At 70.0% G+C, this 15,072-nt stretch carries 18 protein-coding genes and 1 pseudogene; 12 read left to right on the plus strand and 7 right to left on the minus strand.

Going from position 1 to position 15,072, the window contains the following annotated elements; all coding sequences use genetic code 11:
- Positions 1–42: 42 nt before the first annotated feature.
- Positions 43–615, minus strand: a complete 573-nt coding sequence (locus ABZS51_RS35105) for an SDR family oxidoreductase (protein ID WP_355450379.1) — start codon at positions 613–615, stop codon at positions 43–45.
- A gap of 58 nt (positions 616–673) precedes the next feature.
- Between ABZS51_RS35105 and ABZS51_RS35110 the strand changes: the two genes are divergently transcribed.
- The 3 genes from ABZS51_RS35110 (at position 674) to ABZS51_RS35120 (ending at position 2,686) form a co-directional block, all read left to right on the plus strand.
- Complete coding sequence (locus tag ABZS51_RS35110; RefSeq protein WP_355450382.1) at positions 674–943, plus strand: hypothetical protein; 270 nt, start codon at positions 674–676, stop codon at positions 941–943.
- A gap of 175 nt (positions 944–1,118) precedes the next feature.
- The gene (locus ABZS51_RS35115) at positions 1,119–1,952 is read left to right on the plus strand and encodes an alpha/beta hydrolase (RefSeq protein WP_355450385.1); all 834 of its coding nucleotides are present in this window, start codon (positions 1,119–1,121) and stop codon (positions 1,950–1,952) included.
- A 20-nt stretch (positions 1,953–1,972) separates the two neighbouring features.
- The gene (locus ABZS51_RS35120; protein WP_355450388.1) at positions 1,973–2,686 is read left to right on the plus strand and encodes an AraC family transcriptional regulator; all 714 of its coding nucleotides are present in this window, start codon (positions 1,973–1,975) and stop codon (positions 2,684–2,686) included.
- Here the strand turns inward: ABZS51_RS35120 and ABZS51_RS35125 are convergent.
- Together ABZS51_RS35125 and ABZS51_RS35130 are read right to left on the minus strand one after the other, a co-directional pair.
- Positions 2,639–3,292 carry a class I SAM-dependent methyltransferase gene (locus ABZS51_RS35125; RefSeq protein ID WP_355450391.1) on the minus strand — a complete coding sequence of 218 codons (654 nt, stop codon included), beginning with the start codon at positions 3,290–3,292 and terminating at the stop codon, positions 2,639–2,641. The genes ABZS51_RS35120 and ABZS51_RS35125 overlap by 48 nt on opposite strands.
- A 145-nt stretch (positions 3,293–3,437) precedes the next feature.
- On the minus strand, positions 3,438–4,427 hold the full coding sequence (locus ABZS51_RS35130; RefSeq protein WP_355450394.1) for a helix-turn-helix domain-containing protein: 990 nt from the start codon (positions 4,425–4,427) through the stop codon (positions 3,438–3,440).
- 188 nt (positions 4,428–4,615) lie between these two features.
- On the opposite strand from ABZS51_RS35130, the gene ABZS51_RS35135 reads away from it, so the two are divergent.
- The 4 genes from ABZS51_RS35135 to ABZS51_RS35150 all read left to right on the plus strand — a co-directional run bounded on the left by ABZS51_RS35135 (position 4,616) and on the right by ABZS51_RS35150 (position 6,596).
- Entirely contained in the window at positions 4,616–4,957 is a 342-nt protein-coding gene (locus ABZS51_RS35135) for a VOC family protein (protein WP_355450397.1), read from the plus strand.
- Positions 4,954–5,412 (plus strand): pyridoxamine 5'-phosphate oxidase family protein, encoded by a 459-nt coding sequence (locus ABZS51_RS35140; RefSeq protein ID WP_355450400.1) that lies wholly within the window; start codon positions 4,954–4,956, stop codon positions 5,410–5,412. The genes ABZS51_RS35135 and ABZS51_RS35140 overlap by 4 nt, the downstream gene beginning before the upstream one ends.
- A 54-nt stretch (positions 5,413–5,466) precedes the next feature.
- Positions 5,467–5,907 carry a DUF1801 domain-containing protein gene (locus ABZS51_RS35145; protein WP_355450403.1) on the plus strand — a complete coding sequence of 147 codons (441 nt, stop codon included), beginning with the start codon at positions 5,467–5,469 and terminating at the stop codon, positions 5,905–5,907.
- Positions 5,908–6,020: 113 nt separating this feature from the next.
- Positions 6,021–6,596, plus strand: a complete 576-nt coding sequence (locus tag ABZS51_RS35150; protein WP_355450406.1) for a DoxX family protein — start codon at positions 6,021–6,023, stop codon at positions 6,594–6,596.
- 163 nt (positions 6,597–6,759) lie between these two features.
- Here ABZS51_RS35150 and ABZS51_RS35155 read toward each other — a convergent pair whose 3' ends face one another.
- The gene (locus ABZS51_RS35155; protein WP_355450409.1) at positions 6,760–7,509 is read right to left on the minus strand and encodes an NAD(P)H-binding protein; all 750 of its coding nucleotides are present in this window, start codon (positions 7,507–7,509) and stop codon (positions 6,760–6,762) included.
- An 82-nt stretch (positions 7,510–7,591) separates the two neighbouring features.
- Here ABZS51_RS35155 and ABZS51_RS35160 point away from each other — a divergent pair, with 82 nt between their 5' ends.
- Complete coding sequence (locus ABZS51_RS35160; RefSeq protein WP_355450412.1) at positions 7,592–8,098, plus strand: Rrf2 family transcriptional regulator; 507 nt, start codon at positions 7,592–7,594, stop codon at positions 8,096–8,098.
- Between the two features lie 166 nt (positions 8,099–8,264).
- Here the strand turns inward: ABZS51_RS35160 and ABZS51_RS35165 are convergent, their stop codons facing one another.
- The 3 genes from ABZS51_RS35165 to ABZS51_RS35175 form a co-directional block, all read right to left on the minus strand.
- Positions 8,265–9,722: a serine hydrolase domain-containing protein gene (locus tag ABZS51_RS35165; protein WP_355450415.1), complete on the minus strand. Its 1,458-nt coding sequence runs from the start codon at positions 9,720–9,722 to the stop codon at positions 8,265–8,267.
- Positions 9,723–9,764: 42 nt separating this feature from the next.
- Complete coding sequence (locus ABZS51_RS35170) at positions 9,765–11,258, minus strand: MFS transporter (protein ID WP_355450418.1); 1,494 nt, start codon at positions 11,256–11,258, stop codon at positions 9,765–9,767.
- A gap of 150 nt (positions 11,259–11,408) precedes the next feature.
- Positions 11,409–11,831, minus strand: a complete 423-nt coding sequence (locus ABZS51_RS35175) for a VOC family protein (RefSeq protein WP_355450421.1) — start codon at positions 11,829–11,831, stop codon at positions 11,409–11,411.
- 190 nt (positions 11,832–12,021) lie between these two features.
- Here ABZS51_RS35175 and ABZS51_RS35180 point away from each other — a divergent pair, with 190 nt between their 5' ends.
- From ABZS51_RS35180 to ABZS51_RS35195, 4 genes and pseudogenes are all read left to right on the plus strand, one after another.
- Positions 12,022–12,963: a LysR family transcriptional regulator gene (locus ABZS51_RS35180; protein ID WP_355450424.1), complete on the plus strand. Its 942-nt coding sequence runs from the start codon at positions 12,022–12,024 to the stop codon at positions 12,961–12,963.
- A gap of 83 nt (positions 12,964–13,046) precedes the next feature.
- A pseudogene (locus ABZS51_RS35185) lies at positions 13,047–13,941 on the plus strand (IS5 family transposase).
- A gap of 56 nt (positions 13,942–13,997) precedes the next feature.
- The gene (locus ABZS51_RS35190) at positions 13,998–14,663 is read left to right on the plus strand and encodes a nitroreductase (RefSeq protein ID WP_355450427.1); all 666 of its coding nucleotides are present in this window, start codon (positions 13,998–14,000) and stop codon (positions 14,661–14,663) included.
- A gap of 198 nt (positions 14,664–14,861) precedes the next feature.
- A partial coding sequence (locus ABZS51_RS35195) for a hypothetical protein (protein ID WP_355450430.1) occupies positions 14,862–15,072 on the plus strand: 211 nt, incomplete at its 3' end.

Consider the following 15,072-nt stretch of genomic DNA (forward strand, 5'->3'; position numbering starts at 1 on the left):
CGGGGCGGAGACTTCTGTATGGCTCCCCTGACGTTCCGCTGGTCAGATCTGGTTCAGGCCGCCGTCGACGTAGAGGCTGGAACCGGTGATGAAACTGCTCTGCTCGCCGGCGAGGAAGGTCACGGCGGCGGCGATCTCCTCCGGGCGCCCGAGCCGGCCCAGGGGCACACGCGTAGCCAGGTGCTGCTTGAACTGCTCCGGGTCAGAGGTGAGCGCCCTCAAGGCAGGAGTATCGGTCGGGCCGGGCGTGACGGTGTTGACCCGGATACCGCGACCCTTGAGCTCGTTGGCCCAGGTCCGGGCGAACTGCCGGGTGGCGGCCTTGGTCGCCGCGTACACGCCGAGCCCCTCGTCGCCGACGTCCACGTTGGTGGAGCCGTTCGAAATCACCGAGGCGCCGTCGTTGAGCAGCGGCAGCGCCTTCTGGACGGTGAACAGCATGCCCCGGACGTTGATACCGAACAGGGTGTCGAAGTGCTCCTCGGTGACCTGTTCGAGCGGCACGAGCGCGGCGACGGAGGCGTTCGCGAACAGGACGTCCAGGCCCCGTCCCCGGCTGCGGATCGTCTCGTAGAGCCGGTCCAGGTCGGCCAGGTTCGAGATGTCGCCGGTCACCGCGGTAGCCGCTGAACCGATCACTTCGACGGCCGCGTCTCCCCACGGATGCCTGGGCGTGCAGGGCGCCCTGGCCGCCAGCGACTCCGGGCGTGAAGTCCGCGACCTTCTCGCGGCCTGGCGTAACAACTCCTACTCCTGCGTCCGAGAGCGGTTCCAGCGAGCCGTCGACGACGGCGACCTTCCTCCGGAAACCGATCCGGGGCTCCTGGCCCGCTACGTCACCACTCTGGCGTTCGGCATCGCCGTGCAGGCCGCGAGCGGTGTCGGCCGCGATGAACTCCAGGAGCTGGCCGACGCCGCCCTACGCAACTGGCCGCCTTCGTAAGAGGGCGTCGCGCTCGACCGCCTCCTCACCGTGCTCGGGCGGAACCCGGCCATGGTGATCGGCCGGCCCTCGCTGGACGTGGACGTCCCACACAGCGGCATCACCCCGTGCCAGGCGAGCCAGAGGGGAACATTCCTCCAATACACCGGCCCGCGCCGGCCGCGACAGTGGCCGCATGACATCTCATGACGTGCAGCCTGCCGAGGACCCGACCCTGTCCCTGAACGACGACGACCTCCACGTGTGCCAGGACGGCCCCCGCGACGCCCCCGCACTCCTGCTCATCCACGGGTCCGCATCCTCGACCCGCTCGTGGGACGCGATCGTCCCGATGCTGACCGGATCCCGTCGCGTCATCCGGATCGACCTGCTCGGGCACGGCCGGTCGGCCAAACCGTCCGACCGCAGCTACGCGCTCCCGGACCAGGCCCGCCGGATCGCCGCGGCCCTGGAGCGGCTCGGCGTCAAGCACGCCATGGTCGTCGGCCACTCCAGCGGCGGCGCGGTCGCCACCGCCCTCGCCGAACAGCGGCCCGACCTGTTGACCGCGCTCGCGCTCATCAACACCGGCCCCAGCCTGGACGCCTTCATCGCGCCGCAGTCCGCCGCGATCAGCCCTTCGCAGTGGCCGCCGACCGACGAGCAGCTCCGCCAGTTCGCGAGCACCGGTTTCAGTCGCGCCGGCTACCTGATCCCACAAGAGCTCCTGGACGAGGTGCGCTGCATGACCTTCCACACGCTCACCGCCACCATGCAGGCCACCCGCGAGTACCTGGAGCAGCAGCCGCTCCCGGATCGGCTGCAGGCCCTCGGCAAGCCGCTACTGGTGATCTTCGGCCAGGACGACCGCAGATGGCGATCCTCCTCGGCCGCCGACTACCGCATCGTTCCTGGCGTGAAAGTCGAGATGTTGCCCGGTCTCGGACACTCGCCCATCCTTGAGGACCCGGCGCGCACCGCCACTTCCCTCCTGGCCTTCACCGCGGCCCACACCGTCCAGGCGCTCTGACCGGAGGTACCCTCACCCCGATGGAGACGACGCCACGTTTCGATGTCGGTCACGGCTATGCGCTTTACCAGGGACCGTCGTGGGACACCGCCTTTCATCGTCACGCCGCCTTCCAGATCGCCATCGCGATCGGGGGCGAAGTGGGCATGGTGGACGACTCCGAGACCTGTCACCGCGCCGTGGCGCTCGTCGTGCCGCCCATGGCGCGGCATCGGATGCTGGCGACGACGGCACTGCGTGTCTTCTTCGTCGAACCGCGGTGCGCGTTCGCCGACCGGTTGCGCGAGCGCTACGGCCCCAGGATCGGCGCGGCTCCCGAACTGCTCCGGCTCAGTGACGACGACGTTCGCCGTGCCGGCGCGCGACCGTCCGGTGAGCTCGATCACCGGCTGCTCGCGGCGATGGACGCGCTGGTGGACGGGCAGGTCTCGATGCCGGATCTGTCCGCGCGGGTGGGTCTGTCACCGCAACGGCTGCGCGCTCTGGCGCGCGGCCAGTTGAGCATGCCGCTGGCACGTTGGCGGGTCTGGGGCCGGCTGCGCCGGGCGGTGGAGGCGCTGCGGGCGGGGCAGACGCCGGCAGAGGCGGCGGCCGTGAGCGGTTTCTCCGACCAGGCCCATCTGACGCGATGGACCCGCGAGATGATGGGCCTGACACCGGCGGTCCTGCTGCCGGTGCTGCGCGGGTCAGCCGCGGAAGGCGACGTAGACCGAGATCGAACCGGTGAGCGTTGACACCACCTCGGCCTCCCGCACGTCGCCGAAACCGGCCTCGGCCATCAACTCCGGCACCACACCCTCGGCGTTCGGCCGGGTGTCCTCGACGCCGTCGGCCGCCTGCACCAGCCGGAACCCCAGACGCATCAGCCGGGTGCGCTGCAACCCGTAATCGGCGATGACCAGTTTCCCGCCCGGTCGCAGCACCGCGTGCATCGAAGCGAGAATGGCCTGCTTCGTCCCCATCGGGCATTGGTGCAACACCAGGCTGGACACCGCCGTGTCCGCCACGCCGGTGCCCACGATCTCCGGCAGCGCGTCGCCCATGCCGGCCTCCCACCGCACGGTCGCCCCGACGGCCGCGGCCTTGCGCCGGGCGATCTCCAGCACGCTGCGATCGGGGTCCACCGCCACCACCCGTGCCCGCGGCTCGGTGCGGTGCAGCAGCAGTGCCGTGGAGCCGGTGCCGCATCCCACATCGACGATCACATCGTCCGGTCGTGGCGCGACATGCATGACGGCCAGTGCGCGCCACAGCCGCTCGCGGGTCAGCACGACGACGGGATCGTAGAAACGCGTGGACGCGAAGCGTCCCAACGCGGGAGTGAAGGTCTGTTCGCTCATACGGGCACCCTCGCACCACGACACCCGCACGGTCTTGAACGAACCGCTCGTCGCCACCTCACTCGGCAGGGCCCCGAACGGCCTCAGGCGGCAGGTCCAGGCCGGGTGGGTTTTCGGCTCACCGGTTCTGCGCAATACCGCCGAGTCACTTGGCGGAGGGTTGGCGGCGGAAGTCAGCGGGGGTGCGGCCGTACCAGCGGTGGAAGGCGCGGCGCAGCGCCCGCACGTCGGAGAAGCCGACGCGGGCGGCGACGGCGTCGATGGTCAGGCCGGTGTCGCGCAGCAGGCGGGTCGCCTCGGCCTCGCGGACCTTCTCCACCTCCTCCCGCCAGCTCGTGCCCTCGTCGTGCAGCCTGCGCTGGAACGTGCGGGAACTCATGGTCATCCGCCGTGCGACCCGGTCCAGCGAGGGCGGGCCGTCGGCGAAGCTGTCGGCGATCTCGGCGTGCACCTTGTCGAGCCAGCCGAGGATCGGCCGCGCGTTGCTGATCGAGTGGACAGCGTGGTCGCGGACGATGGCCGCCAGCGCCGGGTCGGCACCGGGCAGCGGCGCGGTGGCGTCAGCGGGGGCGAAGGTGATGGACGAGACGGGCGCGTCGAACTGGATGTCACGGGTGCCGAACGTTTCGACGAGGTGGGCGTGCGAACGGGGCGGCTCGCCGGCGACGGTGATGGCGACGGGTGTGACCGGCCGTCCCAGCGCCGCCCCGGCCTGCTGGAGCAGCAGGCCCAGCACGAACTCGCCGATCAGCGCGCCGACGCGGCCGAACGTGGGGACCGGCCGGGTGGCGACCGTAAGGCGGCCCGCCGCGTTCCGCCGCACGATGAACGCGCTGTCGGGGTCGGTGATCGCGGGCAGGTGCCGCGCGGCGAGGTCGAATGCCTCGCCCAGGTCGGCTGAGGACTTGATGACGTAGTCCCAGACGTGGAACCGGCCGGGAGTCCACAGCTGTGCGACCCGCGGAGCACCCCCGGCCTCCGCGAAGACCGCCGAAGAGACCTCCCAGACGCGCGTCAGCAGCATCGTCGGAACGCGGATGCCCTGCCGGCCGAGGACGCCCACGCCGGGGAGGCGGTTGAGCTCGTCCGGGGAGACGCCCGCCGTTCTCGCCGCTTCTAGGACTAGACGCACCACATATGGCGGCATCGACCCTTTTGTCGCCTCCGGCACGGGTGACAGCTTAAGGCAGCGCCGCATGCCGCGCTTCCGGCGGATCAAGTGGCGGCTTGGGTCCCCTCTGTGGCGCGTTCTGGTCTCACCGGCGGCGCGCCGGCGTCCGTAGGTTCGGCACATCGCAGAACGCCGACGAGAACGGAGCCGCCATGGCGAACGCAAAGACGATCATCTACCCGGTCAGGGACCTCGCCCGCGCCAAGGAGGTCTTCACCTCGCTGGCCGGGGCGCGGCCGTACGTGGACGAGGTCTACTACGTCGGCTACCGGGTCGGCGACCAGGAGATCGGCCTGGACCCCAACGGGCATCGGCAGGGCATGACGGGGCCGGTCTGCTACTGGGAGGTCGACGACATCCACGCAGGCGTGCAGCGGCTCCTGGCCGCCGGGGCCGTCCTGCGGCACGACGTCACCGAGGTGGGCGGCGGCCGTCTGGTGGCCACCGTTACCGACCACGACGGCAACGACCTCGGGCTGGTCCAGGACCGATGAGCACCGGCAACCCGCCCCGTGCCGGCGCCGAGCGGCGCCGCGACACCGAGCACCGGCTGGCCTGCGACGTGGACGTCTGGGTGGCCAGCGCCTCGCCCGACGGCACGCCCCACCTGGTGCCGCTGTCCTTCGACTGGGACGGCGAGACGCTGCTGCTGTCCACACCGGCCGACAGCCCGACCGGGCGCAACCTCGCCGCCACCGGCACCGTCCGGGTCGGGCTGGGCGGCACCCGCGACGTCACCCTGATCGACGGCGAGGTCGAGGTCATGGAGATCGACGCGCTGACCTCGGAGCTCGGCGACCGGTTCGCCGCGCGCACCGGCTTCGACCCGCGCACGCTCACCACGCCGTACCGCTGGTTCCGCGTCACCCCGCGCCGCGTTCGGGCCTGGCGCGAGGAGAACGAACTGTCCGGCCGCGAGCTGATGCGCGACGGCCGCTGGCTGGCCTGACGCTCACCCGAACCCACGGCAGACGCAACGACCCTTCACAAGGAGGAGCTTTCCATGAGCAGCACCTACACGGGATTCACGGCCGAGGAGCGGGCCGCGATGAAGGAGCACGCCCAAGAGCAGAAGGAGGCCGCGCGTCGCGGCTCGCAGGCGGACAAGGCGGCCCAGGCGGAGCAGGACGTGCTGGCGAAGATCGCCGAGATGTCGGAAGCGGACCGCGCCCTGGCCGAGCACATTCACGCCATCGTCAAGGCGAACGCGCCGGACCTCGAACCGAGGACGTGGTACGGCATGCCCGCCTACGCCAGGGACGGCAAGGTCGTCTGCCACTTCCAACCCGCACAGAAGTTCAAGACCAGGTACGCCACCTTCGCCTTCAGCGACCAGGCCGACCTTGACGACAACACCATGTGGCCCACCGCCTTCGCACTGACGGAGCTGACCCCCGCCAACGAGAAGGAGATCGCCGCACTGCTCAGGAAGGCCGCCGGTTAGGAGCTGAGCAGGACCGGCCATCCAAACGCGACGGAACACTTGATCAGGCAGCCCATCCCACGGCTCGCCCGACGTCGCCGGACCAGCTGTAACCCCAACTAAGGAGACAAAACATGAAATCGCACACCAGCGCGCACCCCCATGACGTCCGAGACAAGGAGCAGCAGCCCCAGCCCCGTGGAACGTGGGTGACCATCAACAGGACGCTCTGGACGCTTCAGGTGGTGTCCGGCCTGTTCTTCGCCGGCAGCGGCTTCGGAAAAGTGTTGTTGTACGACGCAGCCCTGTATGCGGCGGCACCCCGGGCCGTGGCCTGGTACGCCGCGGTGCCGCAACCCCTGATCGTCTTCATCGGGGTCGTGGAGGTGCTGGGCGGCGTCGGCCTGATCCTGCCGGCGATGACTGGAGTCCGACCGAAGCTGACGCCGCTCGCCGCCGGTGGCCTGACGCTGACGATGATCCTCGCGGCCGGCTTTCACATCATGCGCGGCGAGTACGGGCTGGTGCCCGCCAACCTGGTGCTAGGAGGCGTCGCGGCCTTCATCATGGTCGGGCGGTGGAACCTGCGGCCCATCGCGGCCGCGCACATCACCACAGCTCGCGTACTCAAGTCGATCATGGTCCTGGCCGGGCTTGCCCTGTTGGTGTTCGGCCCGACCTGGTACTCGATGACACACGTCCAATTCTGATCACCCGGTCGCGTGTCCGGCCAAGCCCACCTCGCCGGCTTCGCCGCCGGCAAGGCCACACGGACGAAGGAGCCGCACGCTCCGCAGCCACCGAAGTGATTTCTGCAGAGTGAGCGTCTCCGCGACACCGTCACCCACTACCTGGCGGGGAGTTCCTGAGTCGTCACCGCACCCGCTGCTCCTCGAGCCACGCGTCGAACGTGGTCGGCGCGATGCGCGCGTTCTGCCCGGGCAGCAGCACGTTGCCGGCCATCCCCGGGCCGAACAGTCCCGACCACGTCGGCACGAGCTTCACCTCACGGCCGCGCGCCCGCAGCGTGCGCCGGGCCATGTCGACGAGATCCTGCGGCTCGGGACCGGCGACGTCGGCGTGGCGCCCCTGCGGCTCCCCCACCGCGACCTCGGCCAGGATCCCGGCCACGTCGGCCGGCGCGATCGGCTGCACGAGCAGCGGCGCGATCGTCGCGACGCCGTCCCGCTCGGTCCAACCGGCCACCATCTCGGCGAAGTCGTGGAACTGGGTGGCCGGGACGATCGTCCACGGCACCGGCCCCGCGGACACCAGGCGCTCCTGCTCCCGCTTGCCGGCGTAGTGGGCGTTGCCCTCGACCCGGTCGATGCCGACGATCGACAGCAGCACATGGTGACGCACGCCGGCCCGCTCCCCGGCGGCGAGCAGGTTGCGGGTGGTGGCGCCGAAGTACGCCATCGTCTCGTCCACATCGGCGGCCGGGCCGTTGGTGGCGTCCACCACCGCCTCGACCTCGCCCAGGGCGTCGTCCAGGCCGTCACCGGTCAGCAGGTCCACGCCGAGCGAGCGGCTGATGCGCACGACGTCGTGCCCGCCCCGTTCGAGGGCGGCCACGGTCAGGGATCCGATGGCGCCGGTCGCGCCGGCCACGGCGATACGCATGACGTTCTCTCCTTCTCGTCGGTACCCAGCGACCATATCTCGGACTAAACAGATCCTCAATATCCGCGATATGCTGATGATCGTGAAACTGCCCGTGAGCACCGAATGGCTGTTGCACTGCGCCACCTCGCTGGCGCAGTTGGAGCCGGGAGCCACCGCGTCGGCGGCCCAGCTCGCGGACTACTACGACCTCCCGGCGCCCTACCTCGCCAAGCAGCTCCAGTCGCTGGTCAAGGCCGGCGTGCTGTCGGCCACGACGGGGCCGCGGGGCGGGTTCCGGCTCGCCCGGCCCCCCGGGGAGATCACGTTGCTGCAGATCGTGGAGGCGGTCGACGGCGCGTCCTCGCCGTACGAGTGCCGCGAGATCCGCCGGCAGGGACGCGGCGCGCTGCCGGCCGAGGACTGCCTGGGCGCCTGCGTCCTGGCAGTCAAGATGGCCGAGGCGCACCGCGCGTGGCGCGACAGCCTGGCCGGGGTCTCGCTCGCCGACATCCTGTCCGAGCTGCCCTCCTCGGCGCCTCCGCGCACCCGGTCACTGCTCACGGGCACGAAGGACTCCCGGCCCCGCCGGCAGAGCCCGTTCGGCTGACGCGCCGGACGCCCGTCCCTTGGCGGTCAGCTCGATCTGCAGGTCGCGCTGGAACTGCCCCACCGCAGTGATCACGTTCTGTGCCGAGCGGAACCCGTGCAGCCAGCCGGCGGCTGAGCACGTGTCGCGGGTGGCGTGCTCAGCCGTTGACCCGGCGGCACGGGGGTCAGGCGACCTTCGGGGTGGCCCGCATGCCGACGTACACGCAAGGGGTGCCGTTCGACAGGGTGGAGAAGACGACGGGCATGTAGTCCTCGCTGAAGGACGGGCCCGCGCCGGAGGCGGCGAAGACGCCCGGCGACACCGGGGTGAGCTCCATGTCGAGGGGCGGCGACATGTCCTTCATGCCGTCGACGAACTCGTAGCGCATGCGCGGGCCGCCGTCCTGGCCGCGGCTGACCGTGATGACGACGCCCTCGCGCCGGTAGGTGCCCAGGAGCGGGGCGAGGTCGACGGCGGGCGGCTGCGCGGGCGGCCCGAAGGGCGCGGGCATGGTAACGCCGGCGAGCTCGGCGAGCAGGTCGCGGAACAGGTCGGCGTAGAGCAGGCGGGCGCTGCCGCCGTTGGTCATCAGGACCAGGGCCAGCTTGGCGTGCGGGACGACCCGCAGGTAGGCGTACTGGCCGATGGCGGCGCCGTCGTGGCCGTGTCCGGGGACGCCGTCCCAGTCGTAGAGGGTCCAGCCCAGGCCCCAGCCGTCGGCGGAGACCGTCCACTTGTCGGGCACGTCGGTCTGACGGCTGGTCATGGCCGCGACCGCGGCGGCGGACAGCACCCGGGTGCCGTCGGGGGCGAGCCCGCCGGTCAGGTGCATGCCGGCGAAGCGCGCCATGTCCCCGGCCGAGACGATGACCCGGCCGTAAGGTCCCGCCGAGCGCGGCATCAGGTCCCAGGCCGGGGCCGGGTCGGGGTCGGCGCCCTCCTCGCCCAGGTGGCTCATCGCCACCCGGAAGCGCAGCGCCTCCTCCGGCAGCGTCATCGAGTGCTCCAGGCCGAGCGGGGTGAACAGCAGGTCCTTGAGTGCCTGGTCCCAGGTGCGGCCGGTGAGGACCTCGATGAGGCGGCCCAGCACGACGTAGCCGAGCCCGCCGTAGGAGATCGCGGTGCCGGGCGGGCAGTCCAGCGGCACGTCCCTGGCGGCTTCGACGTATCCGGCCAGGCAGTCGTCGCCGCGGCCGCTGTCGTGGTTGAAGTCGTTGGTGACGCCGCCGGTGTGCGACAGGAGCTGCCGGACGGTGATCGTCCGGGTGGCCTCCGGGTCGGGGGTGGCGAACTCGGGCAGCACGTCGGCCACCCGCGTGTCCAGGCCGATCCGGCCCTCGTCGATCAGCCGCATGACGAGCGTGGCCGTGTAGACCTTGGCGATCGACCCCGACAGGAACAGCGAATCCGTCGTCACTTCCACGCCGGTGCCGCGATGCAGCACGCCGCTGGCCAGCTCGTGCACCTGCCCGTCGATCAGCACGGCCAGCGTGGCGCCGGGGACGTGGTGGGCGGCGCGCAGCTCGTCCAGGCGCGCCTGCCAGCGGTCGCGCTCGAAGCGGCGGCCCGCCGAGTCGTGCACCCCCCAGGCGCCCTGCGCGGTCCAGGCACCTTCAGCGGTCCAGTTCAGTTCCGTGGTCATCAGTTTCTCCTCAGCGGGTTGTCATCAGGGGAAGAGGTCGGGTCAGGAGTGGGTGGCCGTCGCAAGCTCGCGCTCCGGAGCTTTGGCGGGAGCCGACGGGTTCGGCGCTCCGCTCTCCTTGCGGCGCAGGACGATCAAGGCCAGGACGGCCGCCGCCAGCACCCCGGCGGCGCTGATCACGAACGCCGACGACATGGCTGTGGTGAAGGCTTCACGGGCGGCTTGCGCCAACGTCGTGTCCCCGGTGAGGTCCGCGGCGGTGAGCGCGTCGGCGACGGAGCGGCGGGCCGCCTCGGGGGCGGTGGCCGGCATCGCGTTGGTGTAGCTGCCGGCCAGGACGCTGCCCAGCACCGCGATGCCGAGGGCGGCGCCCATCTGCTGGATGGTGTCGTTGAGCGCGGAGCCGACGCCTGCCTGTTCGGCGGGAACGGTGCTCATCAGCGCGGAGACCGCGGCGGGCATCGCCAGGCCGCCGCCGGCGCCCAGCAGGAGCATGGCCGCGGCCGGCAGGACGAAGCCGTACTCGGCGGAGGCCGCCGAGAGCAGTGCGAATCCGCAGGCGCTCACGGTCAGCCCGAAGACGATCAGGGTCCGGTTGCCGATCTTGGAGCCGAGGGTGGCGCCCAGCGTGTTGAAGGACAGCGAGGCGATCGCCATCGGGATGAAGGCGAGACCGGCCTGGGTGGGTGTGTAGCCGAGCACGTACTGCAGGTACTGGGTGAGTACCAGCAGCAGACCGCCGTTGCCGATCTGCACCAGGGTCAGCGAGAAGCTGCCGCCGCTGAAGGCGCGGTCGCGGAACAGGCCGAGCGGCACCATCGGGTGCGCGGTGCGCAGCTCCCACACCACGAAGGCGGTCAGCGCGAGCACGGCGAGCACCGCGGCGACGGCCGTGGCCGGGTGGGCGAACCCGTGGTGCGGCAGTTCGATGATCGTCCAGACCAGGGCGGTCATGCCGACCACCGACAGGATCGCCCCCAGCGGGTCGGGCTTGCTCCACGGGCCCTTGGACTCCGGCATCAGCGTCAGCGCGGCGACGATCGCCAGCACCGCGATCGGCACGTTGATCAGGAACACCGCGCCCCACCAGAACCAGGCGATCAGCACTCCGCCCAACACCGGGCCGCCGACCAGCCCCACCATCGCGACCGCGCTCCAGGCGGCCATGGCCTTGCGCCGCTCGCCGTCGTCGAACACGGTGATCAGGATGGACAACGTGCTCGGCATGATGAGTGCACCGCCGACCCCCATGAACGTGCGGGCGGCGATGAGCTGGATCGGGTCACCGGCGTAGGCGGCGACCAGTGAGGCGACCCCGAACACCGCCAGCCCGATGATCATCACCCGGCGCCGGCCGTACCGATCCGACAAACCGCCCGCCGTCAGCAGCAGCCCCGCGAACACCAGCACATAGGACTCCAAGATCCACTGGGTGTCCTGGGCGCTCGCGCCGAGATCGGCGGCCAGCGGTGGGATGGCCACCGTGAGCACCATGTTGTCGATCACCAGCACCAGCGTGCTCAGGCACAACACCACCAAGATCAGCCAACGGCGCTGATGAGGTTCCTGTTTCACTGTCATTGAAAAGCCCTTCATAAAGGGGGTGCACCGCGCGCTCGGGGTGAGCGCCGGCCATCAGAAGGAATTCCGCCCCTGCGGGCGGGCGGGGCGGGCACCAGCTACCGGTCAGGCGCCCGCCGGGGGCTGCCACTCCACGAGTTGAACTACAACGCCGTTGGGGTCGGTGAGCCGCAGCACCCACTCGCCCCACGGCTCCTGCCGCAACGGCTCGGTGATGGTCGCGCCTTCACGGCGCAGCCGCTCCTGCTCGGCGGCGATGCCGGAGACGGCGAAGGACACGATCGCCTGCGCCGTACCCCGCGGGTACGGCGGCTCGCTTGCGGCCGGCAGCAGGATGATGTCGGCTGCGGCGTCGTCACGGCCGAGGCAGACGACGCTCTCGGCGACCACGAGTTCCCGGAAACCGAGGTGGGTGGTGAAGAACCGGCTGGCGGCCGGGATGTCGGCGACGTTCAGCGACACGGAGGTGGCGAGGACGTTCATGATGTCATCCCAGGCCCGGTCACAGGCGCCGGTGTCCAACGCCACGTTCGAAGCCACCACCGCCGTTCCGCGTCGCGAACAAAGATCATGTCAGGACCGTCCTTCGTTGCGTTCCACCAGTCTCACCGGTCCAGGCCACCGGCGATGGGATCAAGCATTCGCCCTGGCCAGGGTGGAGAACAACGGGAGATCCCGTAAGGTCACTTAACGCAGAGGTTTACGATCGGGAGCCGGAGTGGAGCTACGCGACATCGAGATCTTCTTGACCGTGGCCGAGGAGCTTCACTTCGGCCGCACCGCCGAGCGACTCCACGTGTCCCCGGCACGCATCACCCAAGCGATCAAACAGCAGGAACGCGTGCTCGGCGTCGCCCTGTTCGAGCGCACCAGCCGGCAGGTGAGCCTCACCCCGGCCGGACGGCAACTCCGCGACGACCTGCTTCCCGGCTACCGGCAAATCCAAGAGGCGATCGCCAGGGCCGCAGCGCTCGGCCGCGGGATTACCGGCACGCTGCGCGTGGGATTCTCCGCCGCCTGGTGCGGCAACCTCATCATCAAGGCCGCCGACGCGTTCAAAGACCGCCACCCCGACTGCGACATCCAGATCCAGGAGCTGCCGCTCAACGACGGCTTCGCACTGCTGCGCGGACGCCAACTCGACCTCCAGCTCACCGAACTCCCGGCCGACGAACCCGACATCACCACCGGGCCCACCATCTTCTCCCTGCCGCGCGCGCTCGTCGTCCCAGCCGGCCACCCCTTCGCCGCACGCCCATCCATCTCGCTCGAAGATCTCGCGCACGTCCAACTGATTACGATCACCGGTCCGCCGCAGTACTGGCTAGACTTCCACCTCCCCAGCCACACCCCCGCGGGCAAGCCCATCCCCCGCGGTCCAGCGACCATCGCATGGCAGGAGGTCCTCTCACTGGTCAGCGCGGGCAAAGGCGTCTGTCCTACCTCCGCCCTTGCCGCTGACTACTACTCCCGGTCCGACCTCGCCTTCGTCCCCTTCCACGACGCCCCGCCCTTCGACTATGCGCTCCTGTGGCCGGCCACCGGGCAGACGCCCAAGGTGCACGCCTTCGTCCAGACCCTTCTCACAGTCGCAGGCAAGCGCAGCGCAGACGCCGCCATCAGCCGCCCAACCAGCGCATCATCACAACAAAGAACATGAGGCCAGCCCGGGCCAACAACCTAGGGCGTGTCCCGTGGATCTTTAGTGGCGTTTGGTTGTAAATCAGTCCAGTGGAAGATCGCCTGAATCGTCATGATCTGACTGATGCCGAGTGGGAACGGCTGGAGCCCTTGCTGCCAGCCAACCCGAGGCAGGGCGGCCGGTGGGCCGATCACCGAACGGTGATCAACGGGGTGTTCTTCCGGGTCCGGACCAACATCCCCTGGCGTGACCTGCCGATCTGCTATGGGAACTGGAAGGCCGTCTATAACCGGCATCGCCGCTGGTCGATGGACGGCACCTGGGAGAAAATCTTGGACGGGCTGCGGGCCGGATGTGACGAGGCCGAAGGCGAGGACTGGACGGTGAGTGTGGACTCCACCGTGGTGCGTGCCCATCAGCATGCCGCCGGAGCCCGCCGCCGGCCGCCGGCCGATTTCCCGTCAAAGCGGACAGCGTAGATCACAAACCGGTGAAGGGACGGGAAGCGCTGGGCCGTTCGCGTGGCGGGTTGAGCACGAAGGTGCACCTGGTCGCCGACCGGCGTTGCCGTCCGATCGCCCGGACATCAGCCCCGGCCAGCATGGCGACAGTCCGTACTTCCGGCGTGTGCTGGAGGGTGTGCGCATCCAGCGCCGCGGGCTGGGCCGTCCCCGCAAACGTCCCGGGCGCGTACTGGCCGACAAGGCCTACTCCTCCCGTGCCAACCGTGCCTACCTGCGCCGACGCGGCATCGAGGCGGTCATCCCGATCAAGAAGGATCAGCAGGCCAACCGCCTCAAGCGCGGCAGTAAGGGTGGGCGACCGCCTGGGTTCGACGCCGAGCGGTACAAGGAGCGCAACACCGCCGAGCGGTGCATCAACAAGATGAAGGGCTACCGTGCGATGGCCCTTCGCACCGACAAGCGCGAGCGCATCTACCAGGGCACCGTCGACGTCGCCTCGATCAGGATCTGGCTCCGTGACCCGGTTCAATGACGACACTCCCTAGACGGTAGAGAGGTGGTCGTCGATGAGTGAGAGGACGAGAAGACGTGGATGTGTATGAAGCCGTGGACAGTCGCCGGGCCGTGCGGGCGTTCAGCGATGAGCCCGTGCCCAAAGAAATGCTCGAACGAGTGCTGACCGCAGCGACGCGGGCTCCATCGAGCGGGAACCTCCAACCGTGGCATCTGTACGTTGTGGCCGGTGAGCCCTTGGCCGAACTGAAGAAGCACGCGACGGCCAGGGCACTGGCAGGAGACCCGGGCGATGAGCGGGAGTATCCGATGTACCCGGCAGAACTGACCTCGCCGTATCTGGACCGCTTTTCCGCCGCGGCTGCCCAGCGGTACAAAGCGCTGGGAATCGAGCGCGACGACCCCGACAGGCCCATGAAGATCGCCGCCTTGAACTCGGAGGCATTCGGGGCGCCGGTCGTACTGTTCTGCTACCTCGACCGGACGATGGGGCCCGGGCAGTGGGGGGACGCGGGGATGTACCTACAGACGGTCATGCTGCTGCTGAGGGCGGAAGGGCTGCACAGCTGCCCCCAGGTGATGTGGACGATGTATCGCAAGACCGTCAGCCGCATAGTCGGAGCCGATGACAGGCTCGCACTGTTCTGCGGTGTCTCGGTGGGGTTCGAGAAGGAAGACGTGCCACCGCTGCGTACCGAGCGCGCGGACATGACGGAAACAGTGAGCTTCATCGGAGCGTGACCGTCAGGCGGTCAAGATCTACGGGACAGACCCTAGACGGCCAACCGATCGCTCCCACGATCACGCTACTTTCGACCAAGGCAGGCTGAAGTGACTTCGCGGGTTCAGCGACGGCGGGCGGCGGGGTCGCGGCTTTGCTGCCAGCGGGACAGCGAGGCGACGGAGGTGTGACCGGAGTAGGCCAACAAGGTGGAGGTGTTGGCGCCGTCTTCCGCGGCGTGGGTCAGGGCGCTGTGGCGTAGCTGGTGCAGCGTCCACGGGCCGCCGGGGCAGATCGGCGGTCGCGGTCTCGAACAGCTCGGCAGCCCGGCGGTAGGACAGCCGGGCTCGGCCGGAGGCGGCGTCGACGTCGGACGGCGGCAGCGCGACGCGGGCGCGCCGGCCGGTGAGGAACACCGGGCCAGCGCGG

Origin of the sequence: Nonomuraea sp. NPDC005501, from assembly GCF_040605905.1 — a bacterium.
Classification (GTDB): domain Bacteria; phylum Actinomycetota; class Actinomycetes; order Streptosporangiales; family Streptosporangiaceae; genus Nonomuraea.